Raw genomic sequence first — 15,579 nt, 5'->3', positions numbered from 1 at the left:
CATCACTGACTTCTAAATACAAACTTACGCTTTTGTACTTTTTGCGCTAGAAGTTGTTTTAACTGTAGACTTGTCATCCGCCACAACAGTTTCTTTAACCACTTCGGTTACTTCCGAAGCTGACTCTGCGGCTGCTTCTTTAACAATCTCAGTTACTTCAACAGCTGGCTCTAAAACAGTTTCAGTTGAAGCTACTAACTCTTCACTAACTTCTTCTTTCTTCTTAAAAAGACCTAAAATACCGCTTTTAAGCTTCAGCGCAGTTCCTGATACCTTTTCTTTTGCTTCATCATCTTTGTAAATGTAAGTAGAAAGTGCACCAACAGCGCTTCCAATTACAAAACTTGAAGTTAAAATCATTTTGATTCTCCATGATATCGACCAATGTGGCCAAAAAGTACAACCTGAGTTGCACCGCTATACACACGTAAAATGAACAAACTCTCAAATTACAATGTTTTCTAGGCTTTTGCTGTAATTAAACAAGGTAAGCACTCTAAAAGCTCCTCGCATAAGCACACTAAACCAATCTAAGCTTATCGGTGTGCAAGCTGGCCTCAAAGCATGCTTTACACTTCTTAACATTTAACCAAACTGTCTTGGTTTCAGGAGCTAAGAGCAATACTTACATTAGTTGAATGAATCTGTTTTTTTGATACTAGGAGCTACATCAGTATTGTGACGAACGTTATACCCAAGCTTTAAACCAGTGACGATATGCACATATCGAGAACCGCATAATTATAAATTTTCTTTTTGAAAAAACTAGGCTTGTCTAACTGCCACTGTTTCATGCTTTGAATAGGGGTCAAATGTCCAAGGTTTCTGTGAATAACGTGGTGATTGTATGTGTTTAAGTAGCGCAATAAAGAGGATCGGGACACCACCAAAAGGTCATACAACGATAATTACCTCTTGAACAGGTAGCAAAGCGGTTCTCAACCGGTTAGGCCGGTGAGATTTATCATTGGAACTCTCACGTTTACGCCACTTTATAATCGTGCCACGACTCACGTTAAAGTGCTTAGCGGCCACATCAATGGTCATATGGCCTTTACTAGCTCAATTTTTGTTATCTTCCAACCACTCATTAACAGTAGCAATGACAGAATCAAACTCTTGCAATATATCCGCACAAATTTTTGAAAGATTCTCAGTTGAATAACTCTGGTCCTTAACTTCTATTAGGAGCTTCTCTAAGCGATCAGACCCATATAGACGAATCGAACTGATAGTCCGATGCGCGCTATCAGTCGCTCTACTGGTATCACCCGAATCCAATAGCGCTAGTAACTCACTCTTTCTAGTTTCGATAATTGGCAATGCCTTAATAAGCAATTCACGTACATTATCAATCCCAATGGCACTTATTGATGCTTCTATTGCCGATTTACTTGATTTATTATTCATACTAATAGCCCTACATATATTCATTAACCAAAGCGAGCGTAGATGACTAGTGTCATATTCTTGACACCAGTACTAGCAATCTAAATTAAAACTACTACACGAAGATATAACCTTGGTATTATTTATTATTTATATCTTTAGTAGTTAGCCATTATTAAATGGTTCAACAGTATCGAACCTAAAAATACCTAACCTGGTAGAACATAAATCGTGCCTTGAGATATTCGAGTAAAAGGAAACACTTTATCGCCTACTGTCTTTTGCACACACTTCATTTCTCTCTTCAAACTAAATTGGTTGACTTCGCAACTACCATCAACAACTTTACCCTCTAAGGAAACTGCATCTCCAGAGTGAAATACCACAATATCTTTTTCTTGTAATTGAGAGCGAATAACCTCTACTTCAACACTATCTCTTAGTACCCAAAGACTTGATCGCTTTAAATCTAGCCCCTGAACCGAGTCAATATTGTTCGCGATATTGCCAGCTTGTAATAAAATATTTCGTGAAAAGAATGAAAACAACATTACCACTGATGCGGCCACTGGCTTTGATGCCATTAAGCTCCCTGCCACGCCAATAATTTCAAATACTACCATTGCTGAACGCTGCTTCCTCCTATCAGAATGCCTAAGCATTTTTGTAAAGTGATACGCGTTATACCCCACCAAAGGTAAACTAAAAAACGTTGCTGGCCAATAAAACAATGAGCCAGCAGAAGTTAATGCGAGCGTATAAAACGAAACTTTTTGGTAATGCTTCAATTCAGCTACATCATCAAATGATGCATCTACAGCTTTTACACTATCGATAGTCATCAACGCCTTATCTTCAAAATTTTCAACTGAATACTCTGGCCCCTTCTCTAGGCAGGCCTGTTTTTTCTGGGCTCGATCACGATAAATAGCCCCTGCAATACCACTAACTAATAATAAAGCACCAATATGGAGCATATCTAACCCTCTAAAATAAATTAACTCAATGACAACTTTTACTAAAAATTAAAATACACCCTAGCCAACGTAAACTAGACTCCTCCAGAATGACTTAAGTTCACGTCCTTCCGCCTTAATGACTCTTTCTTTTCTTTTAAACGATCAAGAAAGTGGCTTTTCCAGTCGCTAACTTTAAAGTTTTTAAGTGTTCCACCCTGCTCAAAGTGACTGATAAAAACCTGCCCTGTTGAATAAATAAGAGCACTTGTTAAAACACTCATACTGATTCCACCACCAACACTACCAATACCAGGCACCACTTTGGTTGCACTACTTAAACCCAGAACAGCAATAACGGGTAAAGAAGCACTTAGCAGAGAAGCCAATAAAACTTTGCTTTTTTGCTCGTCAAAATCGACCTCGTGGTGAAGACTTAATGCTCTCAACAGGTTCATCTGCGTTCCTGCTAACACCACAATATCAAATAACGGAACAGGTAAAAGCGCCAATGATGACCCAGCAACCATGTGGGTCTTTACAATATTTTGTGCTGAAACATGCTTCCCTTGAAGCCTCGCCGCTTGCAGTTGTATTTCTACATCAAGCAGCTTTTCACTTAATCCATCGATCAACTCAGCTTGATGATCGACTTCGCCCTTATCGCTAGCATCATCTAGATTACTCTGTTGACTTAATTCATTATGACGATTTTTTACTCTAAATATCGTTTTAAGTTTATTCAGCATGAGTCCTCGCCCCTTTTAAAAGATTAGACAACTTATGCATCTTTGACTTCGCTTTCTTCAACATTATTCGTCTGTTTTGCAGCAACTAACTCATCCTTTAAGCTACTGACAAAAGCCTTACCGTTATTGAATTCTCGCTTGAAATATGCCTTTGCGACCTTAGGGTCAAAATCCTCAAAAGTTCCTCCAGCCTCAAAATGCATGATAAAGACCTGTCCAATGGCATAAGTTACAGCACCTGCTGAGAGGCTCAAACTTGCACTGCCAATCAGGCTTCCGATACCAGGAATTAGCTTTGTCATACTACTTAGGCCCAATACGCTCGCAATAGGTAATGACCCTCCAATTAATGCTGTCACAAGGGACTTTTTATCAGAACCTTCCGATTCAACATCGTAGTATTCGCTCAAAGAGTTAAGCAAACTCATTTGGGTTGCTGTAAGTGCTGCAAGGTCAAATAAAGGTACTGGCACTAGCCCTAATGTCAAACTTGCAATGACATGGTTTTTAACGATATTGCTTGAGGCTGGGTCTGGAAATATATCCGTTTCAGTACTTTCAATACTTTCCTGCTCATCTAATGAGTTTTTTTCAGACTCTTGAACCATGACACTTACCTCGAGTGGGTTATTTTATCTAAAATAAATTGTACCCATTAACCCACTCAGTAAGCTGTTGATTTTAACAAAAATTTACAAAGTACTATAAGTTTTTAGCATGGTAGCCATTGACCCCGTTTTCTCCCGAAGTAGATAATAAGACTCACTCAACTATCATTTACTTAAGGAAAAATTATGCCACTTCCAGTTATTGCAGCACCTGGTACATTTGCATCAGTGGTAAGTGTAGGTAAAGCATTTGCAGTTACTCATCCTGTTGGTCTTGCTTTTGCTGGCGGCGCTTTACTGACACTCACGACAACTAAATATTTTAAAAACAAAAGACTGGCTAAGAAACTAGAGAAGGCCGAGCAATCACTGCAGGCACAAGCACAAGAGGATTAAGAAGACTCGGGTATTTTAAAGATATACCCTTTGCCCCTGCGAGTAAGAATAAATAAGGGGTCAGAGGGATCTATCTCAATTTTCTTGCGTAGCTTATTAATATGAATATCAATACTTCGATCTAGTGGGTTATGTTCAGCTCCCCTCACCTGCTCAGATATTTCATCGCGACTTAGCGTTATACCTGCATTTAAGTAGAGTAGCTTCAATATACCTGACTCAAGTACTGTTAGACGTATTTCACCATCTTCTCTAAGAATACGATTTTTATCCATATCAAATTTAATATCCCCCAAGTTCACTACTGTTGGACGTCGTTTGAAATATGGCACGCTTTTGAAAATATTGGCTATACGAATCAATAGTTCCTCTTCTTTGAACGGCTTAATAATATAGTCATGGGCACCACACTCTAGTCCTTTCAATCGATCGTCCTTATCAGACCTAGCAGACATCATGATGACTATAATATTTGGGTGATATTGCTTCATCCATTGAAGCCAATATAAACCACTTTTCCCTGGTAGCATCACATCCAGAACAACTATATCAAAACGCTTTTTTTCTAAAGTTTGGGGAATAGATTGATCCTCAGACAAACAGGTTGCATCATAATTATTTATCGATAAATGCATTTCCAAAAAGTCTAAAAGAATGACGTCATCTTCTACTATTAAAATTCTTTTTTTAGATTCACTAGGTGTTATACGCTGCAAAGCTTACTCCATTGAATTTTGTGATGCATTGCAATCAAGAGCGTAGCGTTCATCTCATACCTAACATATGTATTAATCGCTAACAAAATAAACCACTATTCTCTAAATTTAAGAAACAAATAAAGAGGCTGGTAACTAAGGAAATCGATGGGGGGAAAGATACTTAGCTAAAGAGTCTATCTGCACTGACACGCAATTTTGTTGCTCTAACAACGAGCAATAAGTGATGTCGTACGATTATACAGCCGTTACTCATCCTTAAACAAAGTCTTGACTAATAAGGCAGTGATTTAATTGATAAAAAAACATGAATCTAATCAACCCTATAGCACTAAACAAATTAATTGAGCCAACATAAGCTATCAATAAATAAATAGTGCGCAAATTAATAACTACAAATGAGAAATGTTAAGAAATGTTAAGCTAAAGCAACATCACCTTGATAGGTTAAATGTTTCACCTACTCACGAATCAGAAAGTTTTCCAAAAACACACAGGTATCTACAGATTAGTCCAGCGGAGTAAAAGTGTCGATAATGGCATTACAAATACCATTATCAGTCGTTTACCACTTTCTATGAATTCACAGAAAAAACAACTTGAACATAATTCCCCTACATTCTCCCGCTAAACTACCAACAACAGACCCACCGTATTCACTATTACTCTACTGGAGTTCTAAAATGATAAAAAATTCAAAAGCCCTACTACTAGGCGCTGTGTGTTGCTTTTCGATAAACGCTGCTAACAGTGAAACGAAGCCGCAGACAACCGCAGACGCATTCACTCTGAGCAGCTCGCAGCTATCTCAAGGCGCTAGCTTACCTACGACCTTCACCTGTGATGGCAAAAGCATAAGCCCACCACTAAATTGGAGCAATGCGCCAGCAGGTACAAAATCCTTCGCTATACTAATGGATCATCAATCCCCAGATGGCATGCATTGGTATTGGACGCTGTACAACATCTCGGCAGATGAAACACAAATAGAAAGTGGTGAAACCCTCGGAAAAATGGGCACCAATAGTGTTAACGGTCAAAACAAATACGCGCCACCTTGCTCTAAAGGCCCAGGCTTAAAAAGCTACACTTACACGGTTTATGCGCTCTCTGCTCCACTCATATTTGAAGACAACACGAAAGTAGACAGAGACGCGTTATTAGCCGCGATAAAAGACATCACCCTAGCCTCAGCAGATATGGACGTAAGCTACGAACGTAGCGGTCAAGGTAGTGCTAAACGTGGTGATGCTAAACGTCCACCTCGTGATGAAGGTGTTCGTGCAAAGCCTCCAGAAATGGTTAAGCCAGATTTAACCGTCAATATCGACTCACCACGTTGCGATGCTATTCGAGGCTCGGTAAACGACGCAGGTTTTAACAAGCGTGTGTCGGTGACGTGTAATGAAGAGTACGCGTACTTAGCATCAACGACTTACCCAGACCATGAGTTAATGACGGGCATTACTGGGACTAACGAACAGATCCCTGTACCGGCACTCGATTACGCAGCGCCTGTAAAACTTAACCCTAAAAAGGCGGCTGAGTTAACGTCGATTGATGCAGCGGTTGGTGTGGCGGTTAATGGTGTTCCCATCTACGATTACTCAGCACAAGGCGAACTAGACCTCACCGCTTATGACGCGACCAAAGACACCTTTATATTGGGTCAATTAGACGTTTGTGGTGGTCACTCTGGCCGTGGCGATGACTACCATTACCACGTATCACCTACCTGCATGATCGATACCATGAAAAACAAAGGTGATGATGCGATTATTGGTTGGGGATACGATGGCTACCCGCTTTATGGTCACAAAAACCCTGATGGGACTGAGATCACAGCAGGCACATTAGATGTCTGTAACGGCCAAACTGATGACACGTTTGGTTATCGCTACCAGACATCGGTAACACCGCCTTACATCATCCAATGTTTAGTCGGTGAAGTGGATACCAGTGTGCTACCGAGAGTGTCACCGCTGAGTGGCGATACCCAAAAAATACGTGCAGATCTTCGTCCACCTAAAGGCGGCGTTGAAAACCTAAAGCACGTAATTTCTGACGATGGCACACGCACCATGACTTATTCGTACCAAGGTGAAGAGTACTTCACAACGTACAGCCCATCTAAGCAGGGTGAAAACTGTTATGACTTCAAACAACGCACCATTAGTAATGGCGGTGATATTGAGTCAGGTACATTCTGCCGAGGCACACAGCCAAGTGAAGCTGCAGCTAGCACAGAGGCTAAACCACCTAAGCCAGCCGCTACTCCATTGGCTCAAACGACTGCCACTGGCCAATTTGCACCTGTCGCAGGTAAGCCAAACCTAAAGCTTGAAGCATGGGCTGACAATTGGTTTGCCGCTTACATCGGTGAAGACTTACTGATTGAAGACTCGGTATCAATTACCACTGAGCGTTCGTTTAATGCAGAGAGCATCGCGTTTTCAACAAGCTATCCTATTCAGCTGAATTTTATCTTAAAAGACTTTAAGCAAAACGACTCTGGATTGGAGTATATCGGTGCAAGTAATCAACAAATGGGTGATGGCGGTTTCATCATGCAAGTAACTGACACCGAGACTAACAACGTCGTCGCAGTCAGCGACAAAAGTTGGAAGTGTGAAGTACTGCATAAAGCACCGCTAGATAAGGCCTGCGAAAGTGAGTCTGACCCTGTCGCTGGCGAAGGCGCGTGTACCTTTATGGCTAAAGATGCACCTGCTAATTGGTTACAAAGCAGCTTTGATGATTCAGCGTGGGCAAATGCAACCGAGCATACTGTTGCATCAGTCAGTCCAAAAGATGGTTATGATGAAATCAAATGGGATGATAGCGCACAGCTTGTTTGGGGTGAGGACCTGGAGCAGGACAACACGTTGATCTGTCGAACGACTATTGAAAAACCAGCAGAATAAGCTGAGCAGGTAATGATTATGTCTTTATTTAAAAAACTTCGTTGGTACGTTTTAGTGTGTGTTTTGGCAAGCTTCACTGCCACAACTTATGCCCATGAGTTGAACGAAACCACTGCTCAAGTCATTCTAAGAGATGGACAGGTTGAAGTGAAAATCATCACAGCAACTGACCACTTAGTAGACGCATTACAGAGTGATCAAGCGTGGCTACTCGGTGATATTGATACAATCATGCCTGCTGGTTTGAGCGTTAAGCAGCAAGCCGAGTTTATTGAAAATACGCTTAAACAGAAAACGAGTTTAACGATCAATAAGCAAGTGATCAGTTTTGAACGTGTTACCTTTTCAAGTGACACTAACTCAGAGAATGGTGATATTACCCTTCAAGCAAAGCACGTGTTTCCTGAGGTGAAGGATATCGCTATTTCATTCCATAAGGCGTTAGGGACTGTGCATATGAGCGTAGTGAAGCCACAATACAAACTACTCAGTGCGGGTGAACCTGCGCACGTTGTCTTTTAAACGGCTAGAGAAACTGGGCAGTACAAGTCAGTGCTGCCCAGTTAACTTAACAACTAACCCTTGAGCGCTTGTGAAGTTAATACATAAATTCTTTTTGGCATTTTTCATTACGAACATCACGCTTGTTGGGCTGATGTTCGTTTTCATATACACCAATTTTTCTCACGAGTTTAATGACTTTGTTGAAAAAGCTGAGGCGAAACATGTCACTACCGTTAAGCAAAAACTCACTCGGTTTTATGCGCAATCTGAAAGCTGGCAACCCATTGCCGAAGATATGGTCTTGTGGCGCGCTATCGTTGACCCTGAAAAAGAACCAGTAAAGCCTATCGTTAGTGAGCCACGTGATACTGATGACTACCAAAAGAAGAACTCTGACAACCCTGCCCCTTCATTACTCTGGCTACACCACCCTGAAGACTTACTAAAAACAGGTCAGCGAATAAGCCTCTACGATCAGGACAAAAACGTGGTAATTGGTCGAACGACCTTAAATGAAAATACCCAAATCGAACCGATTTTATTAAGTAATAAGATTATTGGCTGGGTCGGTTTAGTCCCTTCTCGGCGGGTTAAAGATAGTCCTGCTAAAGCCTTTGTAAATGCACAGTTTCAGAATTATTTCATCTTTACCTTATTGGTTATTCTGCTCGCTTTTGTCATGGCGATTGTCCTATCTCGACACTTAACAAAGCCCATCAAACAGATTGTCGCAGGAACTAATGAACTCACTAAGGGAAACTTCGCCAGCAGAATAATACCCACGACCAAAGACGAGCTTGGCACCTTGTCCAATAACTTCAATGAGCTAGCAGACACCCTCGAACATAACAGAGAAATGCGCTACCAATGGATGTCGGATACCTCGCATGAATTACGAACACCACTGTCCGTATTACGCTCCCACTTATTGGCAGTGCAAGACGGCGTATTTGTGGCGGATGAAAAACGTATTAATACTCTGATTGGTCAGGTCGATAACTTGAATCACATCGTTGATGATATTGCTCAACTAGCTAACAGCGACACGGCTAAATTGACTTACGACGATGCTGAGATTGATGTTATCGAAGTACTTGAGAAGACGCTGGAGAGCTACACCGCACGCTTTGAAGAACAATCATTAACGCTTAATAGTGACGCACTAAAAAGCGCTGGCAAATGTATCGTGAGTGGGGATAAAGACCGATTACAACAGTTATTTACTAATTTGCTGGAAAACACCTGTCGATACACTCACCAAGGTGGGCAAGTCAACGTTACGGTCAACACAACGGAGACTAGCGTTGAATTGGTTTTACAAGACTCTGCACCTAGCGTGTTAGCTGCTGACAGAAGCAAATTATTCGAACGGTTTTATCGTGTTGAAAAGTCGCGAAACCGAGATTTTGGCGGCTCAGGACTTGGCTTGGCGCTATGTAAACAAATCGCAGAGGCGCATGGTGGCCATATCTCATTAGAAGACTCCCCATTAGGCGGTCTTGAAGTTAAGATCTCACTTCCCCTTGTAGGTTAAACATGACAACACACAAAATACTGATTGTTGAAGACGAAGAAAATATAGCCGAAGTACTGGTCGCTTACAGTGAACAGCAAGGCTACACCACTGAACACTTTAACAGCGGTAAAGGCGTGGTTAACTTTGTGAAGCAAAACCCTGTGGACTTGATACTGCTTGACCTGATGCTACCTGAGGTCAATGGCATCGATATTTGTCAAGAAGTTAGAAAGTTCTCCAGCGTGCCTATCATCATGCTCACTGCGAAGAGAGAGGAAATTGACCGTTTGCTTGGGTTGGAAGTCGGTGCAGATGATTACATCTGTAAACCGTTTAGCCCTAGAGAGGTTATGGCTAGGATAAAAGCGGTGTTACGAAGGACTAGCCAGCCTCGAACAGATATGCCGATTCAGTCAGGCTTTGAGATACATAAGGATAGTTATGTCGCGCTACTCAATGGAAAAAACCTTGGTTTTACGGCGATTGAATTAAAAATATTCACGATGTTTTTTGAGCAGATGGAGCACGTATTTAGTCGCGAAGACATTATCAATAGCGTGTATAGCGAGACGCTTGAGATGTCGGATCGGAGCGTTGATAACCACATCAAAAACATCCGTAAAAAAATCCATGAGATTGAGGATGGGTTAAACCCGATCATGGCGGTTTATGGCGTTGGGTATAAGTTTAGCCATGAAATCGCAAGTGACGATGGTGAATCAGGGAGGAAGTACACGCACAAAAATGCCCTGTGAAAACAGGGCATTTTAACTTTAGTCATTATCTTCTTTAACAGATTAAGAACTTCCTAAAGAAACCCTAACAATACTTCCCGTTGCAGATAACGAAATCGTTTGAGATGGCGATGGCGCTGAAGAATAGAACTGTGACCAAATAACATTCTCAGCATCATCTAAAACAGACACCGTGAAGTTAGTCAGCCTGCTAGTACAACAACTATCAGTTCGGTTAAACAAAGCAATCTGCCCAATAGTCGCCTCCTGAGGAAGCACAACTTGCCACCAAGCAGTGGTATTACTGCTATTAGTGTGAGTGACTGAATTTTGGCTATATGCGCCGCTAGTGTTGCCATCAATTGCTCGACTTGCAACACCACTATAATCGGTTGTTGACTGACTAGCGATACCAGATAACGCTAGGTTAGTTAAGTCAGTCGTGACCGCTACTGTTCCATATATCTGAACCTCTGCAAGTGACAATATTACATTTGTATTAGTCGCGGTACCATCCAAAGAAACGCGAACTGTTTTACCAGTAGCTGTTAGAGAAATAGTCAAAGAAGGCGATGGTGTTTCAGCGTATAGCTGTGACCATACGACACTACCCGCTTCATCCAAAACAGAGACAGTGAAGTCAGATAATCTCTGCGTGCAACAGTTCGTTCTGTTAAACAATACAATCTGTTCAAGGTTACTGTTCTGCGGTAACTCAAGCTCCCACCAAGCTGTTGTGCTCGTAGCATTGGTATGAGTAACCGTACCTTCGTTCCACTCCCCACTAGTATTGCCATCAATTGCTCGACTAGCCACACCACTATAGGCAGTTGTTGATTGTGTCGCAGTACCTGTCAATGCAAGGTTAGTAGACTCAACACCTTCAGATCCAAACACCTGAACTTCAGCAAGTGATAACGTCACGCTACACGTTGCATCAACAGTTGTTGTTGCATGCTGTATATCGCCTGTAAAACTTACCGCAATGGTATCTGTTGTTATATAGCTAAATTGATCAGTTCCACCTGTTACAGTCAATGCATCAGGCACACACGCTAGCTGGATATTGACCGTACCCTCGCCTTTAAACTCAAACGCTAAGTCAGTACCATCACCTGTTAACGTAACAAGCTCACCTCGCTTTGGAAGCTCAGTAATACGTGTCACAGCTGTATTTGTTGCGCCTAGGTTGATCTTATATTCACGGCCTGTGTTTGCTAGAAACACCTGAGTGTCATTGTAAGCATACCAATCATCAACCGAAGTAATGGTTTCACCATCAGCAACATTTAACGCAAATTTACCCGTATCAGAACTACTGACTTGAGCGGTGATCACATCATCCACTTTAGTCACGTTTAGACCCGTCGACTTAAATGACTTGATACGCTCAGCGAAGTCTTTACCTGTAATAAACTCACTGCCAAAGTCATGCGCTTTCGCGAGCAAGTTATCAAACATAGCAAAGGTATAGCCGCCATTATCTGAGTTAGTTGGACCATAGTCATGCCAAGGCCAATGGATCAGACCAAGATTAGAGTGCTTAACCAGCTCATCAAACTCACTAAACCAAGTTGCTTCTGCTTCCGCTGCAGTCTTGTTTTGGAACTCAACCAAGGTAAAGTCAAACGACATGTTAGGGCTTAGGTAAACCTTGGAATAACTTGGGTCAAGGAAACCAATTGCATTAGGATAGCCCGCACCAGTCCCAGAGTAACCACCTGACAAGTAGTCAACATGTTGAATGATTTCTCCAGCCGTACGAAGGTCTTCTGCTGCACCCGGTACCGCAGCACTCAAGTTCGTGATATTAAGATTTTCTTCGATAATCGTACGAGAGTCTGCAAACTCCTCTTCTAACTCAGCATCCGTCAGGATATTGGTATCATGCGGATGAGTGTAAGAGTGAGTTCCGATTTCATTACCAAGCGCCATGTATTGCTGGTATAGCGGCCCTGACACTGCCCAATCTGTCTCTTCTTGATTATCAGCATCGTTACCTACATTAATGTAGTAAGAGCTTACAAAGTCATAATTTGTTTTCCATAGCTGTAGGTACGTTAATAGCTCGCCTTCAACTTCCGCAGCTTGATCAATGAACATACTCTGGTCCATATCGTTACGACCAACGAAGACAGAGTTTTCACGTGTCATGTGTAGTGCCACTGGTGCTTTTTCACCATAGACACTCCACTGTAAAACTGACCATAGAATGTTCGGATCAGTCATTAGCTGTACAGTACCAAAGTGCGCATGACGACCGCCGTTCTCAGTCACAATTAGTGCATTCTGAACTGATGTACCATCAATCACTTGTTGAGCTAGCACAGTCGAAGGATAGTCACCTGTCGCAACAAAGTAGTCGGTATACGCTGCTGTATAGGTCTTTAGTACTTCATCCGTTGCAAACTCACTGCTTGTTACTGGATGTGTGCTGTTTGACACTTGGTAGCTAATGCTAAATGGACCACCACCGTCGGTACGAGTGATACCCATCAAAGACTTCATTCGAAGGTAAGCATCATCCGATAAGTTTGTCCCCGTCTCATCATTAGTTAGGAAGTTACCCGCAGTCACAATACCGACATTGTAATCATTTACCGCAGTCGTTAGATTTTGCTCAATACCTGCAATGATGTCTGCGGGTGCATTTGCTGCATAAGGGAAAACCAGTGTTTTGTAATTTTTGATCTTATCAAGATCTAACAGGTCATCTTCTGTCAGCAAATCAAACGGCAGTCCTGCCATCATCGCTTGAGCCTGCACACTCATAAATAACTGGGCGTAAGCCTTACTATCAAAGAACTGCGCTTCAGATGTCGCAGAGTAAACAATCGCTATCTGTGCAGTTTCTGTCTCATGCAATAGCGTGTAATTATTAGTGTTTGGGAAATATGAGCGAGGGAAATAGCTCGAGCCATTATTATCTAAAATGAAGGTAATACCCTCACCAGATGGAGAGCCCACTAATGATGCTGCTAGTTCAATTTCTAACGTAGTCGCGCTGAAACTATCTGTAACCGTGGCATAGTTTAGTGGACCATCAACCAACGTTTCGCCAGCACCACCCGTATAAAGGTATGGCTTACCATCAGCTGCAAAGTTGATGTTGTACTCAGCACCACCTGCATAACCAAGCACTTGCTCACCCGTAGTGAGGTCGTTATCCGTGTTAAGCCAGATCGTTGAGCCCTCTCCAATACTAGAAGAGCTTGAGTCATGGATTAAAAACTTATAAGTATTATCTTCAAAGCGTGCATAAATCTCAGCATCTGCTGTCGCAACCGTTTCATCAAGATCGACTCGATAGCTTGCATTCCAATCTGATTTATCACCATCGATGACAATACCAGCACCATCAAAAACAGTTTCCTTAGCCAAGATGTAATTGTTTTCATGTGGCCAGTAACTAGCTGGTAGGAACGATGTGTTGTTCACATCAATCAGCATATTGACGCCGTCACCTGTTGGTGTTCCAATTAAAGACTCAGGGATTTCAAGTTCAATATTTTCGCCACTGCCATCCGTTGAAATGTTGTAAGCAAGAGGTCCTGAAACCAGTGTTTGACCATCTGCATCTTGGTAAAGGTATGGCTGGCCATCAGCAGCAATATTGACGTTGTACTCAGCACCACCCGCATAGCCCCAAATAAGGTAACCCGTCGCACTGTCTTGGTCTGTATTCAGCCAGAACGTTGTACTCGTCGAGATTGTGCCAGTTAAGTTTCTTAATAAGATTTTGTATGAGTTACTTTCATAACGTCCAAAAAGCTCATAGCCATCAACAGGCGTTCTTGGGGAAAGCTCAAGACGGTCTTCTGAACTCCAGTCTGTAATGTCGCCATCAATCGTAATATCAGCGTTTGCACTACTGTAGCAAAAGAGGCTAGCAAGTAGGAAAAAAGCGGCTGATAGTCGCCTAGTTAAGTTAAGTTGCTTCATGGAAATACCTTTAAAAAGAGAAACTCAGCACGGGGGCCTTATTGTAATTACTCTTATTAAAACGTTTGAGACGAAGCGCGTGTATCTGTTCGAGAATGAACGGTTAGGATTTACTGATAGAGCTATTTCACGAGAGCCCCCGAACTTATACACTTTAAATCTTTCCGATAACAAAGTATCGTCAAGAGTTTCCGTACTTTCTCCGGTGATGATTGAATTTTAACAGCCGATTATAAAAAATGCGCTTGAAGTCATTTTCTGACATCCTGTGTAGTGGCAAGCCATTGTGATCATTGGCTTTGAAGCAATTTCAAATTTCACTTTACCGCAACGGCAATGACCTTCAATTTTATGAGAGGTATTGTGCATTATAATCTATCTCCAAGTTTAATATTATTAGAGCTTGCACCCATTTAAGGTGGTCAGGAACTCTAGGGCACATAGCGCCTTGCCAGCGGAAAAAAGCGAGCATAGCAGTATGTGCTGGCGTGTAGAGGCTTGTTAGGTATTTTTAAAATACTAGGACTAAGTTTCAGAAAAAGCAGTTAAGTTCATAGTCATTAGCGCTCCTTTCTTTGGAAGGTCAGCTACGCAGATGACCGTACGAGCTGGGAGATAAGAGCCAAATTCCTCTGCATACGCACGATTCATTTCTTGAAAGTCTTCGACTCGGATAAGAAATATATGAACATGTATTATGTCCTTGAGTGATGCGCCGACACCGCCAAGCATTGAGCTGAAATTTCGAACTATTTGCTTAGCTTGGCTGTACACGTCAACTCCTGCCATCTCTGAGGTCTCGGGATCAACACCGGGCGTGCCAGAAATAGTTATAAATGGTCCTACTTTGGTGAGGTGACTATATGGACCTATATGTTTAGATCCAACTGGTTATGGGCTTTCTAAATTTGATAAACTATACCATGCTCGTCAAGTGATGAAAGATCTTTTAAACCCTGGAAAGCAAACATGAATGTTCATCGTAACGCTCGAACCACTCCTAAGACTCGTGAAGAAATTCATGCCAGTAAAGGCCATATGACCATTGATGTGGCAGCAAAGCACTTTAATGTAAGTCGTGGCACGATTATAAAGTGGCGTAAGCGTAAGAACTTCAATGATAAATCTCACCGACCTAACCGGTT

14 protein-coding genes are annotated in these 15,579 nt (G+C 41.9%); 5 read left to right on the top strand and 9 right to left on the bottom strand.

From position 1 onward, the window contains the following. Nucleotides 1–24: 24 nt before the first annotated feature. From DKT75_RS07545 to DKT75_RS07525, 5 genes are all read right to left on the bottom strand, one after another. The gene (locus tag DKT75_RS07545) at nucleotides 25–360 is read right to left on the bottom strand and encodes a hypothetical protein (RefSeq protein WP_109822815.1); all 336 of its coding nucleotides are present in this window, start codon (nucleotides 358–360) and stop codon (nucleotides 25–27) included. A 702-nt stretch (nucleotides 361–1,062) separates the two neighbouring features. Then, on the bottom strand, nucleotides 1,063–1,410 hold the full coding sequence (locus DKT75_RS07540; protein WP_109822814.1) for a hypothetical protein: 348 nt from the start codon (nucleotides 1,408–1,410) through the stop codon (nucleotides 1,063–1,065). 188 nt (nucleotides 1,411–1,598) lie between these two features. Further along, nucleotides 1,599–2,366: a P-type ATPase actuator domain-containing protein gene (locus tag DKT75_RS07535; RefSeq protein ID WP_109822813.1), complete on the bottom strand. Its 768-nt coding sequence runs from the start codon at nucleotides 2,364–2,366 to the stop codon at nucleotides 1,599–1,601. A 74-nt stretch (nucleotides 2,367–2,440) separates the two neighbouring features. Beyond that, the gene (locus DKT75_RS07530; protein ID WP_109822812.1) at nucleotides 2,441–3,094 is read right to left on the bottom strand and encodes a DUF697 domain-containing protein; all 654 of its coding nucleotides are present in this window, start codon (nucleotides 3,092–3,094) and stop codon (nucleotides 2,441–2,443) included. Between the two features lie 32 nt (nucleotides 3,095–3,126). After that, nucleotides 3,127–3,702: a YcjF family protein gene (locus tag DKT75_RS07525; RefSeq protein WP_109822811.1), complete on the bottom strand. Its 576-nt coding sequence runs from the start codon at nucleotides 3,700–3,702 to the stop codon at nucleotides 3,127–3,129. A gap of 186 nt (nucleotides 3,703–3,888) precedes the next feature. Between DKT75_RS07525 and DKT75_RS07520 the strand changes: the two genes are divergently transcribed. Beyond that, nucleotides 3,889–4,098: a hypothetical protein gene (locus DKT75_RS07520; RefSeq protein ID WP_109822810.1), complete on the top strand. Its 210-nt coding sequence runs from the start codon at nucleotides 3,889–3,891 to the stop codon at nucleotides 4,096–4,098. Here the strand turns inward: DKT75_RS07520 and DKT75_RS07515 are convergent. Next, on the bottom strand, nucleotides 4,095–4,814 hold the full coding sequence (locus DKT75_RS07515) for a response regulator transcription factor (RefSeq protein ID WP_109822809.1): 720 nt from the start codon (nucleotides 4,812–4,814) through the stop codon (nucleotides 4,095–4,097). The genes DKT75_RS07520 and DKT75_RS07515 overlap by 4 nt on opposite strands. A 683-nt stretch (nucleotides 4,815–5,497) precedes the next feature. On the opposite strand from DKT75_RS07515, the gene DKT75_RS07510 reads away from it, so the two are divergent. The 4 genes from DKT75_RS07510 to DKT75_RS07495 all read left to right on the top strand — a co-directional run bounded on the left by DKT75_RS07510 (nucleotide 5,498) and on the right by DKT75_RS07495 (nucleotide 10,513). Beyond that, nucleotides 5,498–7,738: a YHYH protein gene (locus DKT75_RS07510; RefSeq protein WP_109822808.1), complete on the top strand. Its 2,241-nt coding sequence runs from the start codon at nucleotides 5,498–5,500 to the stop codon at nucleotides 7,736–7,738. A gap of 18 nt (nucleotides 7,739–7,756) precedes the next feature. Continuing rightward, the gene (locus DKT75_RS07505; RefSeq protein ID WP_109822807.1) at nucleotides 7,757–8,260 is read left to right on the top strand and encodes a hypothetical protein; all 504 of its coding nucleotides are present in this window, start codon (nucleotides 7,757–7,759) and stop codon (nucleotides 8,258–8,260) included. A 133-nt stretch (nucleotides 8,261–8,393) separates the two neighbouring features. Then, a complete protein-coding gene (locus tag DKT75_RS07500; protein ID WP_109822825.1) occupies nucleotides 8,394–9,776 on the top strand; it encodes an ATP-binding protein in 1,383 nt (460 codons plus the stop codon). A 2-nt stretch (nucleotides 9,777–9,778) separates the two neighbouring features. Continuing rightward, a complete protein-coding gene (locus tag DKT75_RS07495; protein WP_109822806.1) occupies nucleotides 9,779–10,513 on the top strand; it encodes a response regulator in 735 nt (244 codons plus the stop codon). A 42-nt stretch (nucleotides 10,514–10,555) separates the two neighbouring features. On the opposite strand, the gene DKT75_RS07490 is transcribed toward DKT75_RS07495, so the two are convergent. The 3 genes from DKT75_RS07490 to DKT75_RS22495 all read right to left on the bottom strand — a co-directional run bounded on the left by DKT75_RS07490 (nucleotide 10,556) and on the right by DKT75_RS22495 (nucleotide 15,307). Continuing rightward, nucleotides 10,556–14,434 (bottom strand): galactose-binding domain-containing protein, encoded by a 3,879-nt coding sequence (locus DKT75_RS07490; protein ID WP_109822805.1) that lies wholly within the window; start codon nucleotides 14,432–14,434, stop codon nucleotides 10,556–10,558. A 219-nt stretch (nucleotides 14,435–14,653) separates the two neighbouring features. After that, nucleotides 14,654–14,803, bottom strand: coding sequence for a GFA family protein (locus DKT75_RS22555; RefSeq protein ID WP_484166906.1), 150 nt, complete (start codon nucleotides 14,801–14,803; stop codon nucleotides 14,654–14,656). A 156-nt stretch (nucleotides 14,804–14,959) separates the two neighbouring features. Next, the gene (locus DKT75_RS22495; protein ID WP_109822803.1) at nucleotides 14,960–15,307 is read right to left on the bottom strand and encodes a RidA family protein; all 348 of its coding nucleotides are present in this window, start codon (nucleotides 15,305–15,307) and stop codon (nucleotides 14,960–14,962) included. Between the last annotated feature and the right edge of the window lie 272 nt (nucleotides 15,308–15,579).

The organism is Leucothrix arctica, from assembly GCF_003172895.1.
Classification (GTDB): domain Bacteria; phylum Pseudomonadota; class Gammaproteobacteria; order Thiotrichales; family Thiotrichaceae; genus Leucothrix; species Leucothrix arctica.
The sequence above is the reverse complement of the archived record's forward strand: the minus strand, read 5'-3'. Positions and strand labels throughout refer to the sequence as shown.

Excerpts from the sequence above, each read along its gene's own strand:
- DKT75_RS07545 (WP_109822815.1), bottom strand. The coding sequence starts at position 360 with ATGATTTTAACTTCAAGTTTTGTAATTGGAAGCGCTGTTGGTGCACTT.
- DKT75_RS07540 (WP_109822814.1), bottom strand. The coding sequence starts at position 1,410 with ATGAATAATAAATCAAGTAAATCGGCAATAGAAGCATCAATAAGTGCC.
- DKT75_RS07535 (WP_109822813.1), bottom strand. The coding sequence starts at position 2,366 with ATGCTCCATATTGGTGCTTTATTATTAGTTAGTGGTATTGCAGGGGCT.
- DKT75_RS07530 (WP_109822812.1), bottom strand. The coding sequence starts at position 3,094 with ATGCTGAATAAACTTAAAACGATATTTAGAGTAAAAAATCGTCATAAT.
- DKT75_RS07525 (WP_109822811.1), bottom strand. The coding sequence starts at position 3,702 with ATGGTTCAAGAGTCTGAAAAAAACTCATTAGATGAGCAGGAAAGTATT.
- DKT75_RS07520 (WP_109822810.1), top strand. The coding sequence starts at position 3,889 with ATGCCACTTCCAGTTATTGCAGCACCTGGTACATTTGCATCAGTGGTA.
- DKT75_RS07510 (WP_109822808.1), top strand. The coding sequence starts at position 5,498 with ATGATAAAAAATTCAAAAGCCCTACTACTAGGCGCTGTGTGTTGCTTT.
- DKT75_RS07505 (WP_109822807.1), top strand. The coding sequence starts at position 7,757 with ATGTCTTTATTTAAAAAACTTCGTTGGTACGTTTTAGTGTGTGTTTTG.
- DKT75_RS07500 (WP_109822825.1), top strand. The coding sequence starts at position 8,394 with ATGTTCGTTTTCATATACACCAATTTTTCTCACGAGTTTAATGACTTT.
- DKT75_RS07495 (WP_109822806.1), top strand. The coding sequence starts at position 9,779 with ATGACAACACACAAAATACTGATTGTTGAAGACGAAGAAAATATAGCC.
- DKT75_RS07490 (WP_109822805.1), bottom strand. The coding sequence starts at position 14,434 with ATGAAGCAACTTAACTTAACTAGGCGACTATCAGCCGCTTTTTTCCTA.
- DKT75_RS22555 (WP_484166906.1), bottom strand. The coding sequence starts at position 14,803 with ATGCACAATACCTCTCATAAAATTGAAGGTCATTGCCGTTGCGGTAAA.